Origin of the sequence: Bremerella volcania (assembly GCF_007748115.1) — a bacterium.
Classification (GTDB): domain Bacteria; phylum Planctomycetota; class Planctomycetia; order Pirellulales; family Pirellulaceae; genus Bremerella; species Bremerella volcania.
Genome location: NZ_CP036289.1, coordinates 1,254,206 through 1,278,056, shown reverse-complemented (window position 1 = coordinate 1,278,056; position 23,851 = coordinate 1,254,206). Strand labels below are relative to the sequence as shown.

The 23,851-nt window shown below is 56.2% G+C and carries 25 protein-coding genes; 9 read left to right on the top strand and 16 right to left on the bottom strand.

Going from position 1 to position 23,851, the window contains the following annotated elements; genetic code table 11:
- The first annotated feature begins 122 nt into the window (after positions 1-122).
- Positions 123-806, top strand: coding sequence for a hypothetical protein (locus tag Pan97_RS05070; protein WP_144971049.1), 684 nt, complete (start codon positions 123-125; stop codon positions 804-806).
- On the top strand, positions 793-2,736 hold the full coding sequence (locus tag Pan97_RS05065; RefSeq protein WP_144971048.1) for an ATP-binding protein: 1,944 nt from the start codon (positions 793-795) through the stop codon (positions 2,734-2,736). The genes Pan97_RS05070 and Pan97_RS05065 overlap by 14 nt, the downstream gene beginning before the upstream one ends.
- On the opposite strand, the gene Pan97_RS05060 is transcribed toward Pan97_RS05065, so the two are convergent.
- The 11 genes from Pan97_RS05060 to Pan97_RS05005 form a co-directional block, all read right to left on the bottom strand.
- Complete coding sequence (locus Pan97_RS05060; protein ID WP_144971047.1) at positions 2,733-4,181, bottom strand: APC family permease; 1,449 nt, start codon at positions 4,179-4,181, stop codon at positions 2,733-2,735. The genes Pan97_RS05065 and Pan97_RS05060 overlap by 4 nt on opposite strands.
- 52 nt (positions 4,182-4,233) lie before the next feature.
- Positions 4,234-4,521 (bottom strand): SAM-dependent chlorinase/fluorinase, encoded by a 288-nt coding sequence (locus Pan97_RS05055; RefSeq protein ID WP_144971046.1) that lies wholly within the window; start codon positions 4,519-4,521, stop codon positions 4,234-4,236.
- Between the two features lie 110 nt (positions 4,522-4,631).
- Positions 4,632-5,447, bottom strand: a complete 816-nt coding sequence (locus Pan97_RS05050; protein WP_144971045.1) for an SAM hydrolase/SAM-dependent halogenase family protein — start codon at positions 5,445-5,447, stop codon at positions 4,632-4,634.
- Between the two features lie 40 nt (positions 5,448-5,487).
- The gene (gene gatB, locus Pan97_RS05045; RefSeq protein ID WP_144971044.1) at positions 5,488-6,960 is read right to left on the bottom strand and encodes an Asp-tRNA(Asn)/Glu-tRNA(Gln) amidotransferase subunit GatB; all 1,473 of its coding nucleotides are present in this window, start codon (positions 6,958-6,960) and stop codon (positions 5,488-5,490) included.
- A gap of 557 nt (positions 6,961-7,517) precedes the next feature.
- Entirely contained in the window at positions 7,518-9,056 is a 1,539-nt protein-coding gene (gene gatA / locus Pan97_RS05035; RefSeq protein WP_144971042.1) for an Asp-tRNA(Asn)/Glu-tRNA(Gln) amidotransferase subunit GatA, read from the bottom strand.
- Between the two features lie 274 nt (positions 9,057-9,330).
- Positions 9,331-9,624 carry an Asp-tRNA(Asn)/Glu-tRNA(Gln) amidotransferase subunit GatC gene (gene gatC / locus Pan97_RS05030; RefSeq protein WP_144971041.1) on the bottom strand — a complete coding sequence of 98 codons (294 nt, stop codon included), beginning with the start codon at positions 9,622-9,624 and terminating at the stop codon, positions 9,331-9,333.
- Positions 9,625-9,721: 97 nt separating this feature from the next.
- Positions 9,722-9,997, bottom strand: a complete 276-nt coding sequence (gene rpmB, locus Pan97_RS05025) for a 50S ribosomal protein L28 (protein WP_105333706.1) — start codon at positions 9,995-9,997, stop codon at positions 9,722-9,724.
- A 101-nt stretch (positions 9,998-10,098) separates the two neighbouring features.
- A complete protein-coding gene (gene hisN / locus Pan97_RS05020; protein ID WP_196782286.1) occupies positions 10,099-10,917 on the bottom strand; it encodes a histidinol-phosphatase in 819 nt (272 codons plus the stop codon).
- A gap of 85 nt (positions 10,918-11,002) precedes the next feature.
- On the bottom strand, positions 11,003-11,515 hold the full coding sequence (locus Pan97_RS05015; RefSeq protein WP_144971040.1) for an RrF2 family transcriptional regulator: 513 nt from the start codon (positions 11,513-11,515) through the stop codon (positions 11,003-11,005).
- Between the two features lie 531 nt (positions 11,516-12,046).
- Positions 12,047-12,616, bottom strand: coding sequence for a signal peptidase II (gene lspA / locus Pan97_RS05010; RefSeq protein ID WP_165698617.1), 570 nt, complete (start codon positions 12,614-12,616; stop codon positions 12,047-12,049).
- The gene (locus Pan97_RS05005; protein ID WP_144971038.1) at positions 12,582-12,992 is read right to left on the bottom strand and encodes a TraR/DksA family transcriptional regulator; all 411 of its coding nucleotides are present in this window, start codon (positions 12,990-12,992) and stop codon (positions 12,582-12,584) included. The genes lspA and Pan97_RS05005 overlap by 35 nt, the downstream gene beginning before the upstream one ends.
- A gap of 238 nt (positions 12,993-13,230) precedes the next feature.
- On the opposite strand from Pan97_RS05005, the gene Pan97_RS05000 reads away from it, so the two are divergent.
- Positions 13,231-13,434 carry a hypothetical protein gene (locus tag Pan97_RS05000; RefSeq protein WP_144971037.1) on the top strand — a complete coding sequence of 68 codons (204 nt, stop codon included), beginning with the start codon at positions 13,231-13,233 and terminating at the stop codon, positions 13,432-13,434.
- A gap of 81 nt (positions 13,435-13,515) precedes the next feature.
- Here Pan97_RS05000 and Pan97_RS04995 read toward each other — a convergent pair whose 3' ends face one another.
- Entirely contained in the window at positions 13,516-14,001 is a 486-nt protein-coding gene (locus Pan97_RS04995; RefSeq protein ID WP_144971036.1) for a hypothetical protein, read from the bottom strand.
- A gap of 126 nt (positions 14,002-14,127) precedes the next feature.
- On the opposite strand from Pan97_RS04995, the gene thrC reads away from it, so the two are divergent.
- From thrC to Pan97_RS04980, 3 genes are all read left to right on the top strand, one after another.
- The gene (gene thrC, locus Pan97_RS04990) at positions 14,128-15,528 is read left to right on the top strand and encodes a threonine synthase (RefSeq protein WP_174819539.1); all 1,401 of its coding nucleotides are present in this window, start codon (positions 14,128-14,130) and stop codon (positions 15,526-15,528) included.
- Between the two features lie 224 nt (positions 15,529-15,752).
- A complete protein-coding gene (gene dapB, locus Pan97_RS04985) occupies positions 15,753-16,547 on the top strand; it encodes a 4-hydroxy-tetrahydrodipicolinate reductase (RefSeq protein WP_144971034.1) in 795 nt (264 codons plus the stop codon).
- A 146-nt stretch (positions 16,548-16,693) separates the two neighbouring features.
- Positions 16,694-17,449 carry a 3-keto-disaccharide hydrolase gene (locus Pan97_RS04980; RefSeq protein ID WP_144971033.1) on the top strand — a complete coding sequence of 252 codons (756 nt, stop codon included), beginning with the start codon at positions 16,694-16,696 and terminating at the stop codon, positions 17,447-17,449.
- A gap of 85 nt (positions 17,450-17,534) precedes the next feature.
- On the opposite strand, the gene Pan97_RS04975 is transcribed toward Pan97_RS04980, so the two are convergent.
- From Pan97_RS04975 to Pan97_RS04965, 3 genes are all read right to left on the bottom strand, one after another.
- Complete coding sequence (locus tag Pan97_RS04975; RefSeq protein ID WP_144971032.1) at positions 17,535-19,007, bottom strand: sulfatase family protein; 1,473 nt, start codon at positions 19,005-19,007, stop codon at positions 17,535-17,537.
- 148 nt (positions 19,008-19,155) lie between these two features.
- Positions 19,156-19,548, bottom strand: coding sequence for a hypothetical protein (locus Pan97_RS04970; RefSeq protein ID WP_144971031.1), 393 nt, complete (start codon positions 19,546-19,548; stop codon positions 19,156-19,158).
- 141 nt (positions 19,549-19,689) lie between these two features.
- The gene (locus Pan97_RS04965) at positions 19,690-20,646 is read right to left on the bottom strand and encodes a DUF1559 domain-containing protein (protein ID WP_165698616.1); all 957 of its coding nucleotides are present in this window, start codon (positions 20,644-20,646) and stop codon (positions 19,690-19,692) included.
- Positions 20,647-21,097: 451 nt separating this feature from the next.
- Between Pan97_RS04965 and Pan97_RS04960 the strand changes: the two genes are divergently transcribed.
- From Pan97_RS04960 to Pan97_RS04950, 3 genes are all read left to right on the top strand, one after another.
- Positions 21,098-22,477 carry a sulfatase gene (locus Pan97_RS04960; protein WP_144971029.1) on the top strand — a complete coding sequence of 460 codons (1,380 nt, stop codon included), beginning with the start codon at positions 21,098-21,100 and terminating at the stop codon, positions 22,475-22,477.
- Positions 22,478-22,670: 193 nt separating this feature from the next.
- Positions 22,671-22,994, top strand: coding sequence for a hypothetical protein (locus Pan97_RS04955; RefSeq protein WP_144971028.1), 324 nt, complete (start codon positions 22,671-22,673; stop codon positions 22,992-22,994).
- 8 nt (positions 22,995-23,002) lie between these two features.
- Positions 23,003-23,362 carry a hypothetical protein gene (locus Pan97_RS04950; RefSeq protein ID WP_144971027.1) on the top strand — a complete coding sequence of 120 codons (360 nt, stop codon included), beginning with the start codon at positions 23,003-23,005 and terminating at the stop codon, positions 23,360-23,362.
- Positions 23,363-23,371: 9 nt separating this feature from the next.
- Here Pan97_RS04950 and Pan97_RS04945 read toward each other — a convergent pair whose 3' ends face one another.
- A complete protein-coding gene (locus Pan97_RS04945) occupies positions 23,372-23,842 on the bottom strand; it encodes a restriction endonuclease (RefSeq protein ID WP_165698615.1) in 471 nt (156 codons plus the stop codon).
- Positions 23,843-23,851 lie beyond the last annotated feature (9 nt).

Below are 23,851 nucleotides of genomic sequence, written 5' to 3'. Positions count from 1 at the left end.
GACGGTTAGCCTCATCATCAATTCGGAATCGCCCGCCGCGTTTCCCTCTGACCTAAGCTTTGGCTCAGACCGGAAAACGTTGGAATCCGTCCGGGGAACCGTGTTGATCGGAATTTTTTCTCATGTATGGCAACTTGCATCAAGCAACGAAGGAAGACATCGAACCTGGCGTAGTATCGCGTCCTGGCCGATCTATTCTTTCCGCAGTTGTCAGCATTTGGGTGATTCTGATTGCAGGGGCTTTCACGACGCTGTTGGCTTATCACAACCTGCCCGGCGAAAGAAGCGACCATGCGCTGGTGTGGCCTGCCAATGACTCCATCAAGCTCGATACGCAGCGGCCTAACCTCCTGGTCTTCATTCATCCTCAGTGCCCTTGCTCGGTCGCGACACTCAACGAATTGACCCGCATCCAATCGGCTTGCGGTACTCTCCTGAATACTCACATAGTCTTCTACTCCCCGATTGGCCTGCAATGGGAAGATACCAGCAAGGTTCGTCAGGCGCTGGAAATACCTCACGTAAAAATCACCAACGACATCGATGGGCAACTCGCTAACATGTTTGGTGCGCTGACCTCCGGCCATTCTCTTCTTTATTCCAGGGACGGGCGAAGAGTCTTCAGTGGCGGAATTACGCCAGCTCGCGGACACGAAGGGGAAAACCTCGGCCGCAACTCGATTGTCCAATATGTTCTCAATGGGGAAGTAAGCTGCGAAAAAACCAATGTTTTCGGCTGCCCGATAATCGATTCGCCAAACGAACTAGCGATCAATAGTCGAGGTTCCGAACATGTCGCTGAGTGAAGATCGCCCCATCAATGACCGAGCCTGCGAACTGTTAGACGAACATCGCGATTCGATCTATCGTCGCACGGACCACATGTTCGCGTGGCTCATGTTTTTCCAGTGGCTTGCCGGAATTGGGATCGCCCTTTGGGTCTCGCCATACTCCTGGGCGGGTCGGACGCAACACGTTCATCCTCACATCTGGTCCGCGTTGGTCATTGGTGGACTGATTTGCAGCTTGCCAATCCTATTGGCGAATTACTATCCCGGTCGGGCCATTACGCGGCAAACCATTGCCGTCGGCCAGGCATTGGCTTCAGCGCTTTTGATTCATCTGATGGGCGGTCGCGTCGAAGCCCACTTCCATGTCTTCGGCTCGTTGGCTTTCCTGGCGTTCTATCGCGACTGGAAAGTCCTGGTGACCGCTTCCCTCGTTGTGGCCGTGGATCACGTGGCACGCGGTTTACTGTGGCCTGAGTCGCTCTACGGCATCTCGATATCTGGATGGCAGCGGTCACTGGAACATGTTGGCTGGGTGGTCTTCGAGGATGTCTTCCTGATTTACTCGACCTGGATCAGCTGCCGCGAGATGACGGTCATCGCCAACCGCCGCGCCGAAATGGAGAAAATGCAGGCCGAAGTCGAGCGAGAGGTGACCGAGCGAACGCGCGAGATTGAACTGCAACGCCTGGTCCTGCAAGAGTCGCACGAACGTCTCGAACAGCAGACAAATGAGCTGCGCAAGGCCATCGAAGCCAGCGAGGGCGCAAACCGTGCCAAGAGTGCGTTTCTGGCCAACATGAGCCATGAAATCCGTACTCCGCTGACGGCGATCCTTGGGTTTGCCGACGTCCTGTTAGAAACCGGTGACATCTACAAGGCACCCGTCGAACGAATCGAGGCCATCCAGACGATTCGCCGCAATGGCTCGCACTTGATTTCGCTCATCAACGATTTGCTGGACTTTTCCAAAATCGAGGCCGGCAAGTTCCAAGTTGAAAATCTACCATGCTCGCTGCACCGTCTGATCGCTGACATTCGCCAGCTGATGCAAGTGCGTGCGGAAGAGAAGAAGCTGAACATCCAAGTCGAGTATAGCGGTCCCATTCCCGAAATGATCCTGACCGACCCGACACGATTGCGGCAGATCCTGATGAATCTGCTGAGCAATGCGATCAAATTCACCCACGAAGGTAGCGTGAGCCTGAAAGTCTCGCTGGTCGGTAAGGCACCCAACCGCAGAATCCAGATCGATGTGACCGATACCGGGATCGGTATCTCGGAAGAAATGCGGGACAAGTTGTTCCAACCGTTCACGCAAGCGGACGGATCCATGTCGCGTCGATTCGGCGGAACGGGACTGGGGCTCACCATCAGCAAGCGATTCGCTGGTCTCCTGGGCGGTGACCTGACGATCCTCGATACATCGCATGCCGGTACGACCTTCCGGCTTGTGATTGATCCAGGCCCACTGCATAACGTGACTTTCCAAGAGCCGGATGCAGCAATGTCGGCTCCAGACGAGGAAAAAAGCAAGCCTACCGATACGAAAAACGCTTTGCGTGACCTGAAGATTCTGCTGGTCGAAGATGGCCCCGATAACCAGCGTTTAATCTCGTTCCTGCTGAAAAAAGCTGGAGCCGAAGTCGATATGGCCGAGAATGGCGAACTTGGCTACCTGAAAGCTAACGCTGCTACCGCGTCAGGCAGGCCGTTCGACGTCATCCTCATGGACATGCAGATGCCGATCATGGACGGCTACGCAGCCTCGACGAAGCTGCGATCCGACGGTTACAACGGTCCGATCATCGCCTTGACGGCTCATGCGATGGCCGAAGATCGCAATCGCTGCATTGAAGCAGGCTGTACCGACTACACGACCAAGCCGGTCGATCGCGCGAAGCTGATCGAGCTGATCCGCTTCCACGCCGAGGCGGCAGCCGTCTAGAGCGGCGTGCTACGTCGAGCTAAAAAGTAAGCCACCGGCAATCCCAGCAGGATCGTAAGCAAGCTGAATGTTGTGGTCGGAAGCCTCGGCTCGTCAAGCTGAAGTCCTTGCACGTCTTGCATCAATCCGGACGCTACGACCCATCCCATCAATGCCAGGTACAAAATGGGTGGCAGTGGATAAAGGGGCAGGCGATAGGGGTGCGGCAAATCCTCGCGATTTCGTAGCGGAAAGATGCTCGCGACTACCAGTCCCGAAATCACCGCCAGGCCGATCGCCGTATAGTTGAGGATATCTAAGAAGGGACCGGACCAAACCATTCCGATTGCGATTCCCCCCTGCACGATGATCGCGGCGATGGGGGTCTGGCGACGGTCGTGCAGCTTGGCGGCGAATCGAGGAAACGCACCATCACTTGCCATTGCATACGCGATGCGCGGTCCGGAAAGCATGTAAGCACTCACCGAAGCCAGCATCCCCAGACCCAGTAAAATCGAAACCACGCCGGCGACCTGGCTACCAAAGAGCTGCTTGGCCGCCAGTTGAGCGACAGGAATGACCTCGGGAATACTCAACTGCGTCATTTCCTGAGGATCCAGGGCAAACACATACGTCAGGTTCACCAGTAGATACAGCCCCATCACCGACGCACACCCGGCGATCAAGCTCCGCGGTAATAGGCGTTCCGGATCACGGACTTCGCCGGCAACATAGGCCGCCGCGTTCCAGCCCGTGTAAGCGTAGCTGACGTAAATCAAACCGATCCCAAGCGTGAAGAACTCGTGGGAATCAGGCACATGGCTTGCGGCAAAGTGGCTCCAATCCCCCTGGCCGAAACTCAAGCCGATGACGACCAAGCCAATCAGCAGCGTTATCTTCACGAGCGTCGACAGAACCTGCAGGCCACTGCTCTCTCGGTGGCCGAGGCAGTGGATCGTCATCAAGATGAGGACAAATAGCGTAGCCAGGGCTGGTTCCAGGTAAGGTCCCGCCAGTCCGACGTCAAAATTCTCGGTTATGGGAATCGAAAGGTAATTCGCCGACAACCGTGCCACGACAGCCGTTGGCGCAGCGAAACCTAAAACGAACGTGGCCCACCCCACGACGATCCCTGCCTCGCGGCCAAATGCTTCGCGCACGAAAAGGTAGTCACTGCCTGCTCGGGGCAGCATGGTCGCCAACTCGGCGATCGTAACCGTTCCGCACAAGGCGAGAATCCCACCCAGGATCCAGATCACCATCAGCCCGGCAGGGTTGGCCGTGTCGTGAAGTGTGAACCCAGACGAGGTGAGAATGCCTGCCCCAACCATGCTGGCGACGACCAAAAAGTAAGCCGCCCAGAAACCAAACTTTCGCGGCTGATCGTCAGACCCGACAAGCTCGCTTGGTGTGACTGAGCCCGACGTACCGTGTGACTCAGGCGGCTCGTAAGGGTTGTGCGTCATACGAAGAACTCTTTGCCGCTTGAGAAAGGACGCACCGGACGATTTGACCTGACTACCACTTGATGGTGACTTCGTCGTTCACTTTGAGTCCCAGGAACTTCGCGGCACTGTCACCAATGAGCGACAGTTCCAAGCGACCACTCTTGCCCAGGATCGCCACGTACGTCAACTCAGGCTGGTCATGATCCAGTGGATAAATGCCCAGGGTCGTATGCCCTCCGCACTCGATGGAAGTCCGATCATCTTGCGGGATATCCGCCAATTGCTCGTGAGCCAAGTCGGTGATGGCGTCTCCCGTTTCCGAGATGGATACGACTTTTCCGGAGATACGACTCGGCACGTTGACATATTCCTGGTGTTGGGAAGAGAAGGAATCTTGCGAGCGATTCTAGCTATCTTAGCCCTTTTCGCCAAGCATCTTGCGATTTCTAAGGGCAGATAACCATCCAATCAGGCGTTTTCACGCACGATCTTAACCGCAATGCCCGCCTCAAACCCATACTTTTGGGCGGCACTTCCCTGAACAACGGCCCACTCAAGTTGCCCGGAAGAGCCGACCAAGGCCGCGGAAGCTCCCACCTCACGTTCACCATAGGTCGAGACGATTCCGTCCACCGCATGCGAACCTGACTCAACTCTCAAGCGCCTGCGATCCCAATCATCGGGGATATCATCTTCAAAGATATTCGTCACGCAGTTACCGAACGAATCGGCGTAGATGAACTGCCCGTGAATCTCGTTCTCTTGCCTCTTGGCAAAAATCTTGGCTTTCGTTTCCTGTGTAACCAACGGCCGGTGAAGGGAGTCACCGAGACTTTCCAGAGGTATTCCCCGTACCAGGTGAGCGGCCATCGGGGCCATGATGTCGCGGCCGTGGAACGTGTGGGATCGACGCGGGCCGAAATAGACTTCATTGTTCAGTTCGATGATCGCCGCGACGTGGTACCGGGACGCGATGACGTCAAACAACCCATTGTCAGGACCAATGACTGCCTGGCCATGAATGATCGCGGCAAGAATCTTGCGATCGGTACCCACTCCGGGATCGACCACGCAAACATGCACCGTTCCCTCCGGAAACGCCTCTAAGGCGCGAAGCAATATCCAACTGGCCTGCTTCACGTCTTGCGGCGCGATGGCATGCGTGACGTCCACAATCAACGCCTCGCGAGCAATTTGATGCGCCGCGACTTTCATTTCAGCGACATAGAACGAGTCCGTTTGAAAGTCGGTGGTAAGAGCGATGATTCCGCCAGGAATGAACATGATGCAGCCTGAAACGAATCGGAACGTCTGGGGCCAAGTACTACATATGCTTCACCAACTCCAGGCACTTCGCACGGAAGGTGCCGGGGTCGATGTTGGGGTTCTTCTTTTTGGCCTGACCGATGAGCGCGCCGACCGCCTTCTGCACGCCGTTCTTCAGGTCTTCGACCGCCTTGGGATTGGCTTCCAGGATTTCCTTGACGAGGTTGTCGAGTTCCGAATCGTCGACCTTCTCGATGCCCATTTCCTTCATGATTGCTTGAGCGTCTTTGTCGCTGTCGAGCATCTGGGTAAAGACGTCCTTGGCCCGGGTCGTGTCGATCTCTTTGTTCATGATCGCCTTCAGCAAGCCTGAGAGCCGCTCGACCGTGATCGGGAATTGATCGAACTCGAGATCACGTTCCTTCAGCACTCGCAGCACGTCCTGCTGGACCCAGTTGCTGGACATCTTGGCGTCGCCGGTCTTGAGGGCCAGGTCCTCGAAGTACTTCACGGCCACGATCCCCTGATTGACGATCACGTCGGCATCGTAGGCCGGAATGCCGTAGCCGTCGTGAAGCCGCTCGCGAATGGCCATCGGCAACTCGCACAGCGCCTGCTGGATGGCTTCGACTTCTTCCTCGGTGGTAACCACCGGGGCGAGGTCAGGATCAGGGAAGTAGCGATAGTCACTCGAATCTTCCTTCTCGCGCTGCGGCCGCGTGACCTGGGCCTGATCGTCCCAACCACGGGTGGTCTTGGGGGCATCCTTGATCGTCTTGCCCGTTTCCTGCCATTCGTCGTATTGCCGGGTTGCCTCGTAAGCGAGGGCCCGCTCGACGGCGCGGAAGCTGTTCATATTCTTGATCTCGACGATTGGCGTCGCGATCTTGTGCGGATCGTCCGACTTGATGTGCAAGTTGACGTTCGCATCGACGCGAAGGCTTCCTTCCTGCATGTTGCAGTCAGAAACGCCGAGGTAGGTCAGAATCAGCTTCAGCTCGTTCAGGTAGGCCTTCGCCTCCAGCGGCGAACGCATGTCCGGCTGGCTTACGATCTCCAACAGCGGCGTGCCGGTTCGGTTCAGGTCGATTCGCGTATCGGCCTTACCGGCGGCTTCGTCGTGCATCGACTTGCCAGCATCTTCCTCCAGGTGAGCGCGGATGATGCCGACCTTCTTGGCCTCGAACTGTTCTTTCGGATCGCTGATCCACAGGTAACCATCTTCCGACATCGGCAGATCAAACTGGCTGATCTGGTATCCCTTGGGAAGGTCGGGGTAGTAATAGTTCTTACGGTCCCACTTGGTGAAGCGAGGGACGTTCAGATTCAGCGCACAGGCCGTCTTCAACCCCAGCTGAAACGCCTCGCGGTTCATCACCGGAAGCGAACCTGGCATCCCCAGACAAACGGGACAAGTCTGCGTATTGGGCGAAGCCCCAAACTTCGTACTACAGCGGCAAAACAACTTCGTCTTGGTCGCCAACTGCACGTGAACTTCCAGCCCGATAATGATCTCGTAATCGTCGCTCATGACTTTTCCTGGTCGGTCAATTCATGGGTTCGTCAAGCAAACCCAGTCCTTCCTATGTCCCTGTCGGATTTCAAAGTTCCAACCGAGGGCACATGGCCCAATCAAAAATGTAAATTCTTAGTCCCGAAGGGACGACAGATAATAGCCAGGGGCGTAAGCCCCTGGTATGTAGCATGTCGATTCGCAAGCCCCAACGGGGCGGCAGAATCATTCCTAATCGAACACGTACCTAGGATCAAATTCAACGTTGTGCTTGGTAAGGAACGCGACGAATTCCTCTTGGAATGATCGTGTCCAATCTCGGTCCAATCTCGGTGACCACTGGTCGTCAATCCACGATTCGCGATTCTTCGTGCTAAAAATCAAATGAACGTAGAGACTTGCGAATGATTGTGGCACTGCGCTACCTCTCCACGTTTCTGTCGCCCCGTTGGGGCTTTCGTTTGTTTTGTCACCTTTCCAGGGGCTTACGCCCCTGGCTATTATCTGACGCCCCTTCGGGGCTTCGGAATACGGAACTGCCTATGCTTGGAGACTAGGATTCGCTTATCTGCGTCTTACAAACTCGGTGTCTTCGCGTGCCAGGCGGTTTCTTTTTGGAACATGTAGGCGGCTCGCAATAGGCGGTCTTCTTCCAAGGCCGGGGCCTGCATGTGCAGACCGACCGGGAGGCCGCCGCTGGTCATTCCGCACGGGATCGAAATGGCCGGGATGCCAGCCAGGTTCGCGGTCACCGTGTACAAGTCTTCCAGGTACATGGCCAGCGGATCATTGGTCTTCGAGCCGGCGGCGAACGCTGGGTTCGGGGCGGTCGGACCAACGATCACGTCGACGGCCTTGAATGCCTTGTCGTAGTCTTCGCGAATTAAACGACGAACCTTCAATGCCTTGAGGTAGAACGCATCGTAGTACCCGGCACTGAGCGTGTAGGTACCGAGCATGATTCGCCGCTTCACTTCGGGACCGAACCCTTCGGCCCGGCTCTGACGATACATGCGAATCAGCGGCGTATCCATCCGCTTCAACCCCAGTTCATCGCCGGCGGCTTCGAAGGCTTCTTTTTCCTTCTGTAGCTCCTCAAGCATCGTGGCTTCATCACAGCGATGGCCGTAGTGGGCACCATCGAAGCGGGCCAGGTTACTGGATGCCTCACTCGGGGCAATGATGTAGTAGGTCGCGATGCCGTACTTGTTATGCGGCAACGAAATGTCGACGACCTTTGCGCCGAGTTTCTCGTAAACGGCTACGGCCTCTCGCACGGACTTCTCGACTTCACTGTCGAGACCTTCGCCGAAGTGTTCTTTCACCAGGCCAATCCGCAAACCTTCCAGCGGCTGGTCGACCGTCTTGCTGAACAGCGGACAGGCAACGTTGGCCGAAGTCGAATCTTGCGGATCGTGACCGGCCATCGCTTCCAGGAAGAGCGCCGTGTCTTCCGCCGTGCGCGCCATCGGGCCAATCTGATCCAGGCTGCTGGCAAACGCGATGAGACCAAAACGACTAACACGGCCGTAGGTTGGTTTCAGCCCGACGACCCCGCAGAACGAAGCAGGCTGGCGAATCGAACCACCCGTGTCGGTACCGATCGAAAGGGGCACCATCTGGGCTGCCAGGCAAGCAGCCGCACCGCCCGAGGAGCCGCCTGGGACCAGGTCGGTGTTCCAAGGATTGCGTGTCTTGCCGAGGGCCGAGTTCTCGGTCGAACCACCCATGGCGAACTCGTCCATGTTGGTCTTGCCCACGATGACGGCGTCGGCCGCTTCCAGCTTCTTGATCACCGTGCTGCTGTACGGCGGGACGAAGTTCTCGAGCATCTTGGAAGCACACGTAGTGACTTCCCCTTCGGTACACAGCAGGTCCTTCACAGCGACCGGCACTCCCGCCAAGAGGCCCAGATCTTCGCCCGCTTTCCGCTTGCGATCGACCTCGGCAGCTTTGGCCAGCGCCTTCTCGTCCATCACCTTCAGAAACGCCCCCACGGCGCCATCATGCTCGCGGATTCGATCGAGACAGGCCTGGGTGACCTCGACCGAGGTGACTTCGCCTGATTCAAGCTGAGACAACAACTGGGTGGCGGACGCTTCGTACAAAGCCATCGTGCGTTTTGCCTTTTCTTTCCGTCAGTGGTGCGGACAAGCCGAATTAGATCGTCATTGAATTATGTACAAGTTGACTAAATTCAATGCCTATGATGGCGGAATTCGCCGTAGTTGACTAGCCGTCGTAAGGGGCAATCCAGCAGAGAAGTTGGAGCGATTACCAAACGAGAAGGTGACCGATTCGATCAGACGCAGCACCGAGGTGCACACCGATATCGAGGGTCATGATTCAGGCACCGTGATTCAGGCACCGTGATTTCGGCACCGTTGTCTAGTCGCCCAAAACGGCTGGAACGCGGAAGCACTCGTCGTCCCGCTTCGGGGCATTGGCCAACGCAGCGTCGCGTGGCAGCGACTCGTGCTCGGCATCTTCGGCAAAGATATTGTGCTGTTCGACCGCGTGAGCCATCGGCTCGACGTCGTCGGTGTTGACTTCTTCAAGAAGCTCGACGTAGCTGACGATCTGGCTCATTTGCTCGGTCATCGTCGAGAGTTCTTCTTCCGACAGACGCAAACGTGCCAGCAGCGAAACCTTTTCGACTTCTTCTCGGGTCAACGAGGACATCGAACTTCTCCAGCGTTAGCTACAAGAGAAACCCCTCACCCTAACCCTCTCCCCTCAGGGGCGAGGGGACCGGAAAAGAGTAAGGACAAAGCTGGCCTTAGCGGCCGCGCTCTTCCGAAGGGAGCTTGAAGGGGCGATGACGCACGACCTTCTTCACGTAGCCGCTACGGATGCACTGGGTGCAAACCTTCAGCTTCTTGTGTTCGCCATTGGGCATAACGGCTTTGGCGGTTTGCAAGTTCGGCTTGAACTTACGACGCGTGATGCCCGTGATCTTGGTACCGACACCGCCCAGGTACTTCGCCTTACCACGGAGGGTAACCTTATTGCCCATGCTGTGGCCCTTGCCACAAATTTCACACACGTTGGCCATTGCCAGCGACTCCTAGACGGTCGTCGAATGCTTGATACGAAACGGACCAGTTTACCGAGATGTGACCCGGCCCGCAAGGTGCTGAGAAAAATGAACCGCTGCTACTGCGGCATCGGATATTTACGGCAAACTTCCAGGATTTCCTCGAGTACCAGGCCGTTGGTCCCAATCCCGTCACCGCTGTAGATGGTTGATTCGCCGGTCCAGCTGGTGAACGTCCCGCCAGCTTCCTCCATGATTGGCTGCAAAGCGGCTGCGTCCCAGATGCTCATCATCGGGTCGATCATGCAGACCGCACGCCCGGTGGCGACGAGCATGTAGCCGTAGCAATCGCCCCAAGTCCTGGTCACAAAAGACCTTTCCTCAAGCTCTAGGAAGCCCTGGGTCGCATTTCGTTTGTTGAAAGTGCTTACCTGGCTGGTCACCATCACCCCGTCGGCCAGCTTGGGAGTCTTGTTGACCTGAGCACGAATGGGGTCGTGGTGCGGGCGTTCGTACCACGCTCCCTGACCTTCCGAGGCCGAGATCATTTCGTCGAGCCCGGGAATGTAAACGACCCCCAGGCGAGACTTTCCGTCCTTTTCGACCCCGATCATGGTTCCGAAAAGGGGCACGCCGGCGATAAAAGCCTTGGTACCGTCGATCGGATCGACGATCCAGTTGTATCCGGTCGAGCCTTCTTCGCTACCGAACTCCTCGCCAATGATTCCATCGTCGGGGAATTCGTCCTTAAGGCCTTTACGGATAATCTTTTCCGCATTCTGGTCGGCAACGGTAACCGGGGAAGCATCTTCCTTCTTTTCGAAAGAAAGATCAGCACGTTGGAAGTGCTCCAACGTGCTTTTCCCGGCCACACGAGCCAGACGGCGTGCTGTTTCCAAACGCTTTTCAAGATCGCTGTGTGAGTTGTTCATGGACATGAGAATAGATCGGCTAGGCGCAGGGAACAAGCCCCCGAAACGGCTTCACCGAACGTTCATGCCCGTCAACCACTAACACGCTATATCAAGCCGAATGGGCGCGTGTTGTTGCTTCTGGCATGGCTCCGCTCAATGCTCGCGTGTGCGATGGCGTGAGCGACACGTCAGCATCCGACGACACTTCGTCATCCGCTTCCGCAGCCGGTGCCTGGATTAGCTGTGAAATCTTGATCGAATCCAGCTGCTTGCGTGCCGTCGCGGTGACCTCTTGCAAAGCCTTTTGCAGGTTCTGCTGGGTGAAGTCCTCTGGGGCTGCCGGAAGCGGCAGCTTTGAATCCAAAGGACCTTCGATCGCCTCGATGACGTCAAGGAGTGAAATCTCGTCAGGGGATCGAATCAACATGTATCCCCCATCAACGCCGCGCGTGCTGCGCAGCACCCCGTGATTGACCAAACTGCGTAGGACTTGAAGCAAAAACCGCTCTGGCATGTCCCCTTTGGATGCAATCTGGCTGCATGGAACTGGCGTGTCTGAATCGGACACGGCTAACTGCATGGTCGCTTGCAATGCATAGGCGACGGTTCGCGAAAGTTTCATTCCACTGCCCTCTTGTAAGATGGAACGACTTTAGTTCGGACGCGCGGTAACATTTCGTTTCGATTACATCGATGCGTATCTCACCAGCGACGTCGTAATTTCCCCGATAACCAACGAACTAACGCGACGCGACGTGCTCTGAGTTCGCCTTCCCCACAAGCAACTCAGATGACGAGAAGGTCACAACCAAGGATGTGCAACTGGCAGAGGCAAACAAGCCCCGAAATGCAAATTTCATCACTTCGCTGATCTTATTACTTACACCCCACATGCGGTAAAAATGAAAGTTACACCCAAATCATAGGGGTTTCAATAGAAAAGATAGATTAACGGAGGATTTTCATTCGAATTCTTAGCGCTTCCCCCTGTTCAAATGTCAGGCAAGCCCCCCTGTGGCCGCATTAATGGCCATCGATCTGACATTATGGCAACTATTTCAACAGCACTTCTCAGACGCACCGATTCCGGGCGAGCCGACGAAAGGTTATCTCGCCCAGAAGTTCCGATAACGGGAAGATGCCCACCTTGCGACTAGGTAGGATCGCTAGGGGCAGCGTCGTTTTTAGATGCAGTACTAACGAATACGGAGTGCCACAGCATCAAGATCGCGCCGCACACCAACAGAGCATCCGCGATATTGAAGTTTGGCCAAACGTAATGGTCGTTGTAGCGGAAGAGAATGAAGTCACGCACTGCTGGCTGTCCCCAGATCCCCAGGCGATCGTACAGGTTGCCAAAGATGCCGCCGGTGATCAGCCCCAGCGCGGTCGTCAGGATCGCGTCATGGGCGGCTTTGGCCACGAATAGCCAGAACAAAATGCCCAACGCAGCGACGACGGAGAACACGGCAAATACCGGAGTGTACCCTTGCCCTAGTCCAAATAGCGCTCCCTCATTAAGGGATGTTTGAAATCCGACGTAGGGTTCGATGAACCAGTAATAGCGATTCTGGCCGGGCATGCCGAGCCAGGCGAACACAGCCCACTTGCTCCACAGGTCGATACCACATCCCACGATGGCCAACGTAAAGAAAAGTACGTAACGGCTGAAGGGAACAGCACCCAGGCTATCCGCGGCTTTCTTGGTCTCGCGCGCTGGCACAGTCGATACAGTAGTGGGTGAAGGGGATGGCATTGAGTCGCGACTTTTTGATGCGTTGTCCACACTCGACGCAAGCACCATACTCGCCTGATTCAATTCTGGCCAGGGCAGAATCGATCTCCGCCAAGGTTACCTGCTCGGCCGCCAAGAGATTTAAAGAGAACTCTTGCTCGTAATTGTCCGACCCGATATCCGCCATGTGAATGGGCATTTTCGAGAGATCGCCGGCCGCGTCGCTTCGCGTGCGTTTCAGAGCAGAATCCGCGAGATAGTTCGTATCGCCGACCATCCGCGCTCGCAATAGCTTTAGCTTTTCCAGATAGGGCTCGGCCTCGCTCTTCGAGTAAGCTCCTTTGCTACTGCGTGTATTTCCCATGACTTGCCTCGTGATTTTGGGCCCCACATTGCCAAAATTGCCTGGGCAATGTGCAGAATTTTTAGTTTAGGGCTTATGTTAGGAAACGGTCAAACTTAATCCCATCAATTTCCGGGTTAAGCAATTTTTTTGGATTGCACTCTAACTCGCAAAAAGCGCAAAATGGACACTCGCCAAAAGTGGGGGTTAATGGAATGACGCCAGGATCGCGAGATATTCGGTCTGGAGTGCGCTGGCCATGCTTCACCTGATATTGATTACGGTAGCCTTAGCCATTCTTTTGGCGATTGTAGGCAACGCAGTTCGTGAGCTCTTTGTTCCTCCGCGCTCCCCGAATGGAGAGCCTTTCTCCAAGACCACCACGCGAATCGCTCTGGCCGCCGTCGGCGGCATCATCACGCTGCTTTGCGCCACGTTGCCGTGGATCATCGCGTCCCTTTAATTGGCGCCCTCTGATCTTGCATCAAACGTTTCTCACTCAATGTGATACCACGATCGCAATTTGCGACGGCCTTGATCGTGTTCAAACCACCTCGATGTCGTTGGCGCCATGAAACCTGTTCGATTGTTGCACAGACTCTGCGTGCAGTTGGTCACCAATTCTGCCTGCCTCCTCCAGTTTTCGCTTTGAAAAAAAGAAATCTGCAGTGGGCGCGCTGATTGCATTGAGACGGGCAAGCAAATGCTCTCTCGATTCGAGTCCGCTTACGTGGGAACTCTCTGAAATGTTGCAATTCGCGATCGTTTTTGTCGGTACGACCTTGCTTCTGGCAATCCTTTCGGATCGCTTGCAGGAAACCCTCCATGAAGAGTCTTCCGCCAAGGCTCGTGTATCGACGTGGAAATCCAGCAAACTCTTAATCGTTGCATTTAGCGTGGGTTTAACCCTCATTTTCATCATGATACCGCAGTTGGTCGCCTCAATATGACCTGCGTTTGTGCCGGGAGCGCCTCTTAGACTGCGCCCAATACGGTTATTTCCCCCCGAACCGTTCTTTTCTAATGACACTCCCCTCCGGTAGAATCGCTACCGTGTTCTAAACTCAAGGGAGCACAAACAATTCGGGCAAACTGCGGCGCGGCGACGCGTCTCCCGTGACCACCTGAAACCCTTTGACAATAAGCAATTCAAAGCGTGACCACGACTCCTGCTGCCTTTCAGCGCTGCATCTCGCCCGAGTGCGGCCAGACGTACGATTTATCCCAAGTTCTCGTTGCCTGTCCTAAGTGCGGTGATTTGCTCGATATCGCCTACGATTGGGATCGCTGCGCACCCCCGAAAACGTGGAAGAACATCGAAGCCAACTGGGCCAAGCGAACCAATCCGCTCAATTTCAGCGGCGTCTGGCGATTCCGTTCGCTGTTCCCATACGCCACCGATGAGCAGATCGTCACGCTGGGCGAAGGACAGACGCTTCTGCAGCAGACCGACCACGTCGGCAAGTTCGTCGGGCTCGATCCCGGCAAGCTCCATCTGCAATACGAAGGAATGAACCCCAGTGGCAGCTTCAAAGACAACGGCATGACCGCCGCGTTCACGCATGCCCGCATGGTGGGTGCCAAGCGAGCCGCGTGTGCTTCGACCGGCAACACCAGTGCCTCGCTGGCCATGTACTGTAGCGTGACCCGCCTGATGAAGGCCGTCATCTTCATCGGCAGTGGGAAGATCTCGTACGGCAAGCTATCCCAGGCCCTCGACTACGGCGCGCTGACCCTGCAGATCGCTGGAGACTTCGACGACGCGATGGCCCGCGTCAAGGAAGTCAGCAAAGACATGGGCATCTACCTGGTCAACAGCGTGAACCCCTTCCGCCTGGAAGGTCAGAAGTCGGTCATGTTCCGCGTGCTGGAAGCGCTTCAGTGGGAGCCGCCCGATTGGATCGTTGTCCCCGGCGGTAACCTCGGCAACAGCAGCGCCTTTGGTAAGGCCTTCGCCGAACTGAAAGAACTGGGCCTGATCAGTCGCATCCCACGCCTGGCCGTCATCAACGCCAGCGGTGCCGATACGCTCGACCAGCTGTACAACAACCACGACGTTCGCTGGAACGACGGCCATTACCCGCGCGAGACCATCGGCGACTACTACAAGAAGATGGACGAAGAACAGCGGAAAGCTTCGACGCTGGCCAGCGCCATCGAGATCAACCGCCCGGTCAACTTGCACAAGTGCCTTCGGGCACTAAACGACTGCGACGGGGTCGTGCGTCAGGTTTCCGATCAAGAGATCATGGACGCCAAGAGCCAGGTCGGTGCCGGTGGTATCGGCTGCGAACCAGCCAGTGCCGCGAGCGTCGCCGGCGCGAAGATTCTTCGCGAGCAAGGAATCATCGCCCCCAGCGACCGCGTCGTGTGCGTCCTGACCGGTCACCAGTTGAAAGACCCTAACGCCACGGTCGCCTACCACACGACCGACCAGGAAACGTTCAACAAGGTGCTCGGCAGCCGCGGCGTCAAACGCGCCACGTTCGCCAACCGAGCCGTCGCCGTGAAGAACGACATGGACGACATCGTTCAGGCAATTCAGCTGTACGGGTAAACGCAAAAACAATCTCGGGTGCCATGCCCACGTCTGCGTGGGCATGTTCTCGGTCTTGTCCCCTCTCCCTTTCAAAGGGAGAGGGATAGGGTGAGGGTTGGGAAGCGGGTACAAAGTTCACCCCCTCGCCCTAACCCTCGCCCCCGCAGGGGAGAGGGGACAAGATGCGAGAGCATGTCCCACCCACGTGGACATGGCACCCATATCCACGAAAGTAACAAGTCATGGTCACACGAATCGCCATCAATGGAGCCGCCGGCCGCATGGGGCAACGCCTGGTTGCCCTGGGAAATGAAGATAAGGACCTCGATATCGTGGCCTGCTTCGAATACAGCGGCCATCCGAAGTTCGGCCAAGACGCCGGCATCGTCGCCGGTATTGGCGAGCTCGACGTCGTCCTGGTCGAGGAAACGACGGCCCAGTACGACGCGATCATCGACTTCTCCGTTCCGGCCGGCGCGCATGCGGCCGTCGAGCGGGCCGTCGACGCGAAAGCCGCCCTGGTAATGGCAACCACCGGCCTGGAAGAAGAACACAAAGCCAAGATTCGCGAAGCCGCCAATGTCATCCCGGTCGTCTGGGCACCCAGCATGAGCACGACGGTCAACCTGACCATGAAGCTGTGCGAGATCGCCGCAGAAGCGCTCAAGGACATCCCAGGCGGCGCCGACGTCGAGGTCCTCGAGCGTCACCACCGCTTCAAGGAAGACAGCCCCAGCGGTACGGCCCTGCGGTTCGGTGAACTGATCGCCAATAAGATGGGCATCACCAATTTCGTGCATGGCCGCGAAGGTCGCCCCGGTGCACGCCCTCACAACGAAATCGCCTACCACGCGATCCGCACCGGCGACAACCCCGGCGAACACACCATCATCTTCGGCCTGCTCGGCGAAACGATCGAAATGACCGTCCGAGCCAGCAACCGCGACTGCTACGCCACCGGAGCCCTGCAAGCGGCCAAGTTCGCCGCCGGCAAAAAACCGGGGCTGTACAACATGAACGACGTGCTGGGACTGTAAGCCCAAAAACGCCGAATGCCGTTGAAATGCTCCAGCTGCCCCCATAAGAAAGGGGCACCACTCCCCTTTTCTTTCGGCTATACTTGTGCTTCACCCTCGTCCACGAGCCCTCACCAAATCTCCCTACCGTTGTTCTGGAGCACACCATGAAACGTCTGTTCGATCGCGCATCCTTGTTGGTCCTGGCACTCGCCGGAACCATGATTGTCGCTTCGGCCCATGCCGCGGAAGTTGATCCGCCCGAAGGCTTCCAAGCCTTGTTCAATGGCAAAGATCTTACCGGTTGGTACGGTCTGAACCCTCACCAATCGGCCAAGCTGACTGGCGAGAAGAAAGAAGAAAACCACAAGCAGCAGCGTGCGGAATTCGCCGACCACTGGACGGTTGAAAATGGGGAACTGGTCAACGACGGCCACGGCCCGTATGCCACCACCGAAAAAGACTTCGGCGACATCGAATTGTTGATCGATTACAAAACGGTCCCCAAGGCCGATAGCGGGATCTACCTGCGTGGCACCCCTCAGGTTCAGATCTGGGACATCACCACCCCTTTCAATCCTGAGCAGCCCCATATCAAACGCCATCTGGGCTCCGGCAGCTTGTGGAACAACGCCGTGGATGCCCCAGGCCGCGATCCGCTGGTCGTGGCCGATCGCCCGTTCGGTGAGTGGAACGAAGTCCGCATTCGCCAGGTCGGCGACGTAACCTGGGTTTGGCTCAACGACAAACTGGTCGTCGACGGCGCCGTGATGGAAAACTACTGGGACCGCAGCAAGCCACTGCCTGCCACCGGCCCAATCATGCTGCAAACGCACGGCGGCGAGATTCGCTGGCGCAATATCTTCATCCGTGAGATCAGCCCCGAAGAAGGAAAAAAGATCCTCGCCGAAGCGAAGAAGTAACGCTCGCTTCGATCGATCGAACACGCACATTGCCCCGCATTTGACGGGGCAATGTTGCTTCGAAGGGGCTGCTTGGGCGTAAGCGTTACTTCGCCCAGCCAGCTTCCCGCACGCCAGTTCCTTCGACGCCGGTAAGCGAGTCCCCCAGATCCTGGCGGATCGGATCGGCCAGCTTCGAGAGTCGTTCGACCACCTCGGGGTATTGGCTGGCCAGGTTCTTGGTTTCGCCTGGGTCACTCTCGAGATCGAACAGGCTCAGTTCGATATGCTCAACACGGCCTCCGTGGCGGCTGGCGATCCCTTCGATGCCGCTTTGGGTGATCGACTGGGCTGGGTTCTTGCCCCAGTTCGACGGTTTACCACCTTTGCCAGGCTCGCCGGCCACGGTGATGTAAGGATGCGGAAAGTGGAGTTTCCACTTCCCACTGCGGACGGCCTGAAGCCCCGTGCCGCCGAAGAAGAAGTAAGCCTCGTGCGGTGTCTTGCCGTCCTTTGTGGTCAGCACTTCGGAAATATCGAGTCCGTCGATCTTCTTGGTCGGCATCTGTCCGCCGACGATCTTGGTCAGCGTGGGCAAGAGGTCGATCGACATGATCGGTTCGTCACACACGCGATTGGCGGGGATATGCCCCGGCCAGCGCATGATGCATGGTACACGCACGCCCCCTTCGAAGGTCGTCAGCTTTCCTTCGCGGAATGGGCCTGCGTCGCCGGCGTGTTCGCCATAGCTCGGCCACGGTCCGTTATCGCTGAAGAAGATCACGATCGTATTGTCAGTCAGCTTCAACCGATCGAGCGTTCGCATCAGTTCGCCGACCGACCAATCGAGTTCTTCGATCACGTCCCCGTACAAACCGTGCTCGGTCTTCCCCTTGAACTGCTCCGACGCAAAGATCGGCACATGCGGCATGATCTGGGGGAGATACAAAAAGAAGGGTCGGTCCTTATTGCGCTCGATGAAGGAAATGGCCTTCTCGGTGATTCGCTTGGTGAACTGGCTTTGATCGGGATCCAGTTCGACGACCGTCTCTCCTTCGTACAGTGGGAACGGGGGCATCTCGTCGGCCAGCACCGGGTGGTACTTCGTGTTGTCGTTGGAGTACGGCGTGCCGAACCACTCGTCGAAGCCGTTACGAGTCGGCCAAAACTCCATCACCGTTCCCAAGTGCCACTTGCCCATGCCCGCGGTCGCATAGCCCAGGTCTTTGAACATCTCCGGTAGCAGGTACTCGTCCGGATGAATCCCGTTCTTGCTGGTGTGATTCAGGGCTCCCTGCAGGCTCACGCGGTTGGGATAGCAGCCACTCAGGAAAGCCGCGCGGCTGGCCGTGCACACCGGCTGAGCGACATAGAAGCTTGTGAACCGAGTCCCCTGCCCTGCCAATTTATCCAGGTTCGGCGTGCTGAAGCCTTGGGCTCCCTGGCTGCTCATATCGCCGTATCCCATGTCGTCGGTCACGATCAACAGGACGTTGGGCAATGGATCCAAGTTACCTTGGGCGAAAGCATTCGCAGTCAGCAGCAACAGAAACAAAGGGGCAAACCAGGTAGATTTCATGGTGGGCTCTCTTCAGGGGGAAACGGGGCGATAAGAGGTCTCCCATTTTGAAATCAGCAGGTCGGTGAGTCAACGAAAAAAGCGGGCCGAGAGTTTCTCTCGTGCCCGCTTTGAAGTCGTAACTTGAAGGTTATCGAGCAGTGAACGCTTACGGACGCCCACCCCCTTGCAAGTTCATTCGTTTGCGATCCTCAGCAGACAGCCCGCTCTTGGGCTGAAGCTCGTCCCCTTCCAGGCTCACATCCAAATTCGGATTTGAAGCCGAGATTTCCATCTCCAGCGTCGATTCTGAATTGAACCTAGGCGGTACAAACTGGAACATGATTGGCTGCGATTCGGGAATGCGATCGGTTGGTGCCGTTTCGCCAATTTTCTTCTCGGCGGTCACTTTCACCAACCGTTTGCCAGGCGTCGTCTGCAGCGTGAACTTTCCATCGACGATTTCGGCACTGGCAAAGTGACCCTCGCCCACCGGCTGTAGTTCGATGTAGCCTTTCTGGATCGGTTGTCCGTTCCAGGTGGCAGTGCCATCGACCGACATTTTTCCATCATTGTTGCACCCAACCAGTGCCACGAGGACCAATAAAGCTGAACACATCAGGCTGCGAGATGAGGTGATCGCCATGATGCTGAATCTCCCGTTCGTTAAAAAACATTGCTGGAAATGAAGTCCCAAAGCCCATTAGTATTCGGCCAGTACTTCACCGCCACTGCGAGTACCCAATCCACGCCACACCGTCAGATTGACCGTTTCGGCGACGAAGCGGACCGAACCATCGGTCAGGGCCACATTCACGCCGCCAGGATGCCAGCTACGCGGAGCAACCACGTTGGCTCCCCAGTCCCAGTCGGCATGCGCCGTACATTTCGCTCCCAAAGCACCACCCAGGTTCAAGTGACAGCGGTTGGTACGATCATTCGCATCGGCGTTGGGGGTCAAGTAAGTCGTGAAACCGGCACCCATGGCGACCTGAGTACGACCGATGCTGCTCCAGTAATCTTCTTCCGATGGAGTAATGATTTCCGAGAACAACAGCGTGTTGGAAAGACCATCGGTACAGTCACGCAGACCGGCGGCCTTTTCAGGAACGAACATCCCAGCCTTGCCGGCATAGCCGTCGACCACGTTCCAAGGAGTACCGGAGTTGAAGTTCGAGTCGCCATAACAAACGACATAGTTGTGCAGTGCACTTTGCCAGTCATCGGATCCTTGTTCTTGGATCTTGGAATCGTCCGAAGGACAAAGCATTGCATCCAACAACTGCATCCGAGCGTAGCTGCGAACCGAAGAACCACCGTTAATCTTTTGGGTCAGGTTCAGTTCTTCGTACATCGCGTTTTCTTCGATGAACGGCAGGATATAGCAGTACCACGAGTAGGAGTCGCGTCCCCAAGCGGCATTGTTGTAGCTACCAGCAGGCAACTTTCCGTAGGTATCGTGATGATTGTGCATCGCCAAGGCGAGTTGCTTTTGCTGGTTGGTGCATTGCATGCGGCGAGCTGCCTCGCGGGCTTGCTGAACGGCCGGCAAAAGCAAAGCGATCAGAACGCCGATGATGGCGATCACTACCAATAGTTCGACCAGAGTAAAACCACGTCGATCAAGACGTCCCATTAAGCTGCTAGAGGCTTTGCACATGATTTGAAACCTTTGGGAAAAGAGGAGGCACATCCACGGCTAAGTTATGAGGCGCTTAGCACGTGTTTCATTAGGACTGGTAATAAGTCCCAAGTGGAAAAAGTTAAAAAGGAAAACAAGCCGAATGGACGGCTTTTCGATCAGCGGCGAGAAAGTGAAGATAAGAGATAGACAAGGAGGCTGACCTGTCCTTTAATCTCGCTTACCGCGCCAAGCGATTTCTTCAGAATAGCAACGAGAACGAAATGCCCCAATGAAACTTTATTCATACATGCCTTACTAATTTACATGTACAATTCACGGGTGCGTTGTTATAAAAACTCTGATCGACACTAAACAATTCGCCACAATTCTTTCCAGAAAAGTTGCAAACTTACACCTGACATGGAAAGAACGAGAGACAAGTCATCACTCGCGGCAACTCTTGACCTCTTAACGGAATCCCCCTCCCATGCATCGCGTGCTTTTTCCCCTTCTGCTGTCACTCTTCTGCATTACGTCACTTCAAGCAGCCAACCGCCCGAACGTGCTGTTCATCGCGGTCGATGACCTTCGTCCCGAGTTGGGCTGTTACGGCAAGCCGCACATTCATTCGCCGAACATCGATCGCCTGGCGTCCCAGGGAACGGTCTTCGAGCGTGCTTACTGCATGGTTCCTACCTGCGGAGCTTCGCGGGCAGCGTTGATGACCAGCATTCGACCGGCCCCCAAACGATTTGTGACCCATCTCGCCTCGGCCGAAGAGGAGGTACCCAACATCACCACGTTGAATACCCACTTCAAAAAAGCCGGGTACACGACGATCTCCAACGGCAAGGTATTTCATCACCCGAGCGACAACGCGAAGGGATGGAGCGAATCGCCATGGCGACCCAAGGCTCCGACTTACAAGTTGCCTGAGAGCATCGCCGCGTCGAAGACCACGCCGAAAGGCCGTGGACCTGCCTACGAGTCAGCCGACGTGAAGGATGACTTTTACGCCGACGGCAAGTTGGCCAACAAGACGATCGAAGACCTTCGCCGGCTGAAGGAGAAGGACGAACCGTTCTTCCTGGCGGTCGGCTTCTTCAAACCGCATCTTCCTTTCGTCGCGCCGCAGAAGTACTGGGACCTGTACGATCCCAACACGATTGCCTTGCCGGAAACGTATCACCGTCCGCAGAACGCTCCTGACGTTGCCATTCATAACTCGGGCGAACTCCGCGCTTACGCTGGCATTCCCCCAAAGGGCCCCGTGAGCGACGAAACCGCGCTGAACATGATCCGCGGCTACTACGCGTGCGTGAGCTTCACCGATGCCAATATCGGCAAGCTGCTGGATGAACTCGACCGCCTGGAACTGGCCGACAACACGATCGTTGTCCTCTGGGGCGATCATGGCTGGAACCTGGGCGAGCATACCCTCTGGTGCAAGCATTCCTGCTTCGAGACGTCGATGCACGCTCCCCTGATTGTGAAGGTCCCCGGAAAGTATGCCGGCCAGAAGACCGCCGCCTTGACCGAGTTCATCGACATCTACCCTTCGCTGTGCCAGCTATGCGGGCTCGAAACGCCGGAGCACTGCCAAGGGCAAAGCTTCGTGCCGCTGCTGGAAGACCCCACCGCCGCCGGCAAACCCTTTGCCATCGGCCGCTTCGGACCTGGCGATACGATCCGCACCGACAAGTACCGCTACACCGAGTACTCGGCGAAGCAGAAAGACCTAAACGCCAAGATGCTGTACGACCACGAAAAGGACCCGCAAGAGGATACCAACATCGTGGGACGTCCCAAGCTTCAGGCCGCGGTGGAAGAACTTTCGCAGAAGCTGAACACCAATAAGGGAAAGTAGTCGCTACGACCGTTTCCGACGTGCCGGTCGAAATTATGGATGACGGAAAACCGGCGCACCGTTACGATCACCCAGGTACACCACTCTCGCCGATGGTGTACCTCTTTTTGTATTCAGCTTCCCGGTTGAACCCAATCCGACTGCTGGTTAGGCTACCCTTCTCGCTTCGTTTTCGACTTCCCAAGGTTCCTGGATGAAATACTTCTACTTCGACAGTGCCAGCCATGATGGCGTTGAATCCAACGCGCCCATCGATGGCCAGGAAGCCGACATCCTGAACAGGTGGCAGACCCTCTCGCCGGAGCATGGATCGTTCCTGGGCGTTTTCTGCGAGAATGGCCAGATCCTGCAATTCATGTGGGAAGAGAACTACCTGCAAGTCGACGTCCCCGATGCCGAGCGTGGTGGTTCGCTGCAGAAGCCGGTAACCCGCGACGAAGCGAGCGACCTGCTGGTTCAGGCAATCCATGGTATCTGCCCGAGCGAGATCCCCGGCCTTGAATTCTTCAAGTGGTAAGCTGAGCGATGGCCAAGTGCGACGAAGGTTATCTGTGTGACGTGTGCGGTCAGCCGGTCGAACGCCTCTTTGAAAGCGACCTCTACCTCCGCTACGTAATCGGCATGCTCGATCCCGAAGTCCTGCACACCACGCCCGAACGCCATACCCGCTGCAACCCGGCCCTGGCCCAGTTCATCGTGCATGAGAAGTTCACCCCGGTCGAGTGCCCCGGCGACTTCGACAAGCGCAACCTCGATCCCGAATTCGTTCGCCAGCGCGAACAACTGGTCAGCCGCGGCTACGACCGCTTAAGAGAACTGGCCCGGCTGGACCTGCCAATCGTGGACTACCCGCTACCCGAGTTTCGCGGGAAGTATTCGAAGTGAATCACACTTCTAGAGTTGTTCCTTAGTCTTTGATATTTCATCCAGACGATCGAAAAGTTTTTCTCCATCAATCAACGTTAGATGATGTGGCATGTATCCGGCGATCGATGGATCTTTCTCAATTCTTGGGGCAAAGGAAGAAGAAGTTGTAACCACTCCCATACTTGCACCTTTATTTAGACCAGCAGGATGAATCGTGTGCAGAAGTGCCCTCACCTCTTCTGCCGTGACAACTCTTCCCGGTTTATAGAGTTTTGCTTGGTCATGAATACGAAATTTGAACACCCCAGGCTTCTCCGCGATTACATCAATTCCGTTGTCTCCACTACGGGGAGTAAGCTTTACAATCCATCCTTCAGATTGATATGCCCCAGCAACTAACTCCTCGAACTTTCTCGGGGGAAGTTCAAAAACGCGATCTGGGTTCTCTTTCAGGTAGTCAAGCAATTTCCACCACGCCGGGGCAACAGCTCTTATCACTTGTCCTTC

Coding starts and splice junctions, on each gene's coding strand:
- Pan97_RS04955 (WP_144971028.1), top strand. CDS start 22,671: ATGAAATACTTCTACTTCGACAGTGCCAGCCATGATGGCGTTGAATCC.
- Pan97_RS04980 (WP_144971033.1), top strand. CDS start 16,694: ATGAAACGTCTGTTCGATCGCGCATCCTTGTTGGTCCTGGCACTCGCC.
- Pan97_RS04950 (WP_144971027.1), top strand. CDS start 23,003: ATGGCCAAGTGCGACGAAGGTTATCTGTGTGACGTGTGCGGTCAGCCG.
- Pan97_RS05060 (WP_144971047.1), bottom strand. CDS start 4,181: ATGACGCACAACCCTTACGAGCCGCCTGAGTCACACGGTACGTCGGGC.
- Pan97_RS04975 (WP_144971032.1), bottom strand. CDS start 19,007: ATGAAATCTACCTGGTTTGCCCCTTTGTTTCTGTTGCTGCTGACTGCG.
- Pan97_RS04960 (WP_144971029.1), top strand. CDS start 21,098: ATGCATCGCGTGCTTTTTCCCCTTCTGCTGTCACTCTTCTGCATTACG.
- Pan97_RS04965 (WP_165698616.1), bottom strand. CDS start 20,646: ATGTGCAAAGCCTCTAGCAGCTTAATGGGACGTCTTGATCGACGTGGT.
- Pan97_RS05065 (WP_144971048.1), top strand. CDS start 793: ATGTCGCTGAGTGAAGATCGCCCCATCAATGACCGAGCCTGCGAACTG.
- dapB (WP_144971034.1), top strand. CDS start 15,753: ATGGTCACACGAATCGCCATCAATGGAGCCGCCGGCCGCATGGGGCAA.
- gatB (WP_144971044.1), bottom strand. CDS start 6,960: ATGAGCGACGATTACGAGATCATTATCGGGCTGGAAGTTCACGTGCAG.
- Pan97_RS05005 (WP_144971038.1), bottom strand. CDS start 12,992: ATGGGAAATACACGCAGTAGCAAAGGAGCTTACTCGAAGAGCGAGGCC.
- rpmB (WP_105333706.1), bottom strand. CDS start 9,997: ATGGCCAACGTGTGTGAAATTTGTGGCAAGGGCCACAGCATGGGCAAT.
- gatC (WP_144971041.1), bottom strand. CDS start 9,624: ATGTCCTCGTTGACCCGAGAAGAAGTCGAAAAGGTTTCGCTGCTGGCA.
- Pan97_RS05015 (WP_144971040.1), bottom strand. CDS start 11,515: ATGAAACTTTCGCGAACCGTCGCCTATGCATTGCAAGCGACCATGCAG.
- Pan97_RS05000 (WP_144971037.1), top strand. CDS start 13,231: ATGCTTCACCTGATATTGATTACGGTAGCCTTAGCCATTCTTTTGGCG.
- Pan97_RS05070 (WP_144971049.1), top strand. CDS start 123: ATGTATGGCAACTTGCATCAAGCAACGAAGGAAGACATCGAACCTGGC.
- Pan97_RS04970 (WP_144971031.1), bottom strand. CDS start 19,548: ATGTCGGTCGATGGCACTGCCACCTGGAACGGACAACCGATCCAGAAA.
- Pan97_RS05050 (WP_144971045.1), bottom strand. CDS start 5,447: ATGTTCATTCCTGGCGGAATCATCGCTCTTACCACCGACTTTCAAACG.
- hisN (WP_196782286.1), bottom strand. CDS start 10,917: ATGTCCATGAACAACTCACACAGCGATCTTGAAAAGCGTTTGGAAACA.
- gatA (WP_144971042.1), bottom strand. CDS start 9,056: ATGGCTTTGTACGAAGCGTCCGCCACCCAGTTGTTGTCTCAGCTTGAA.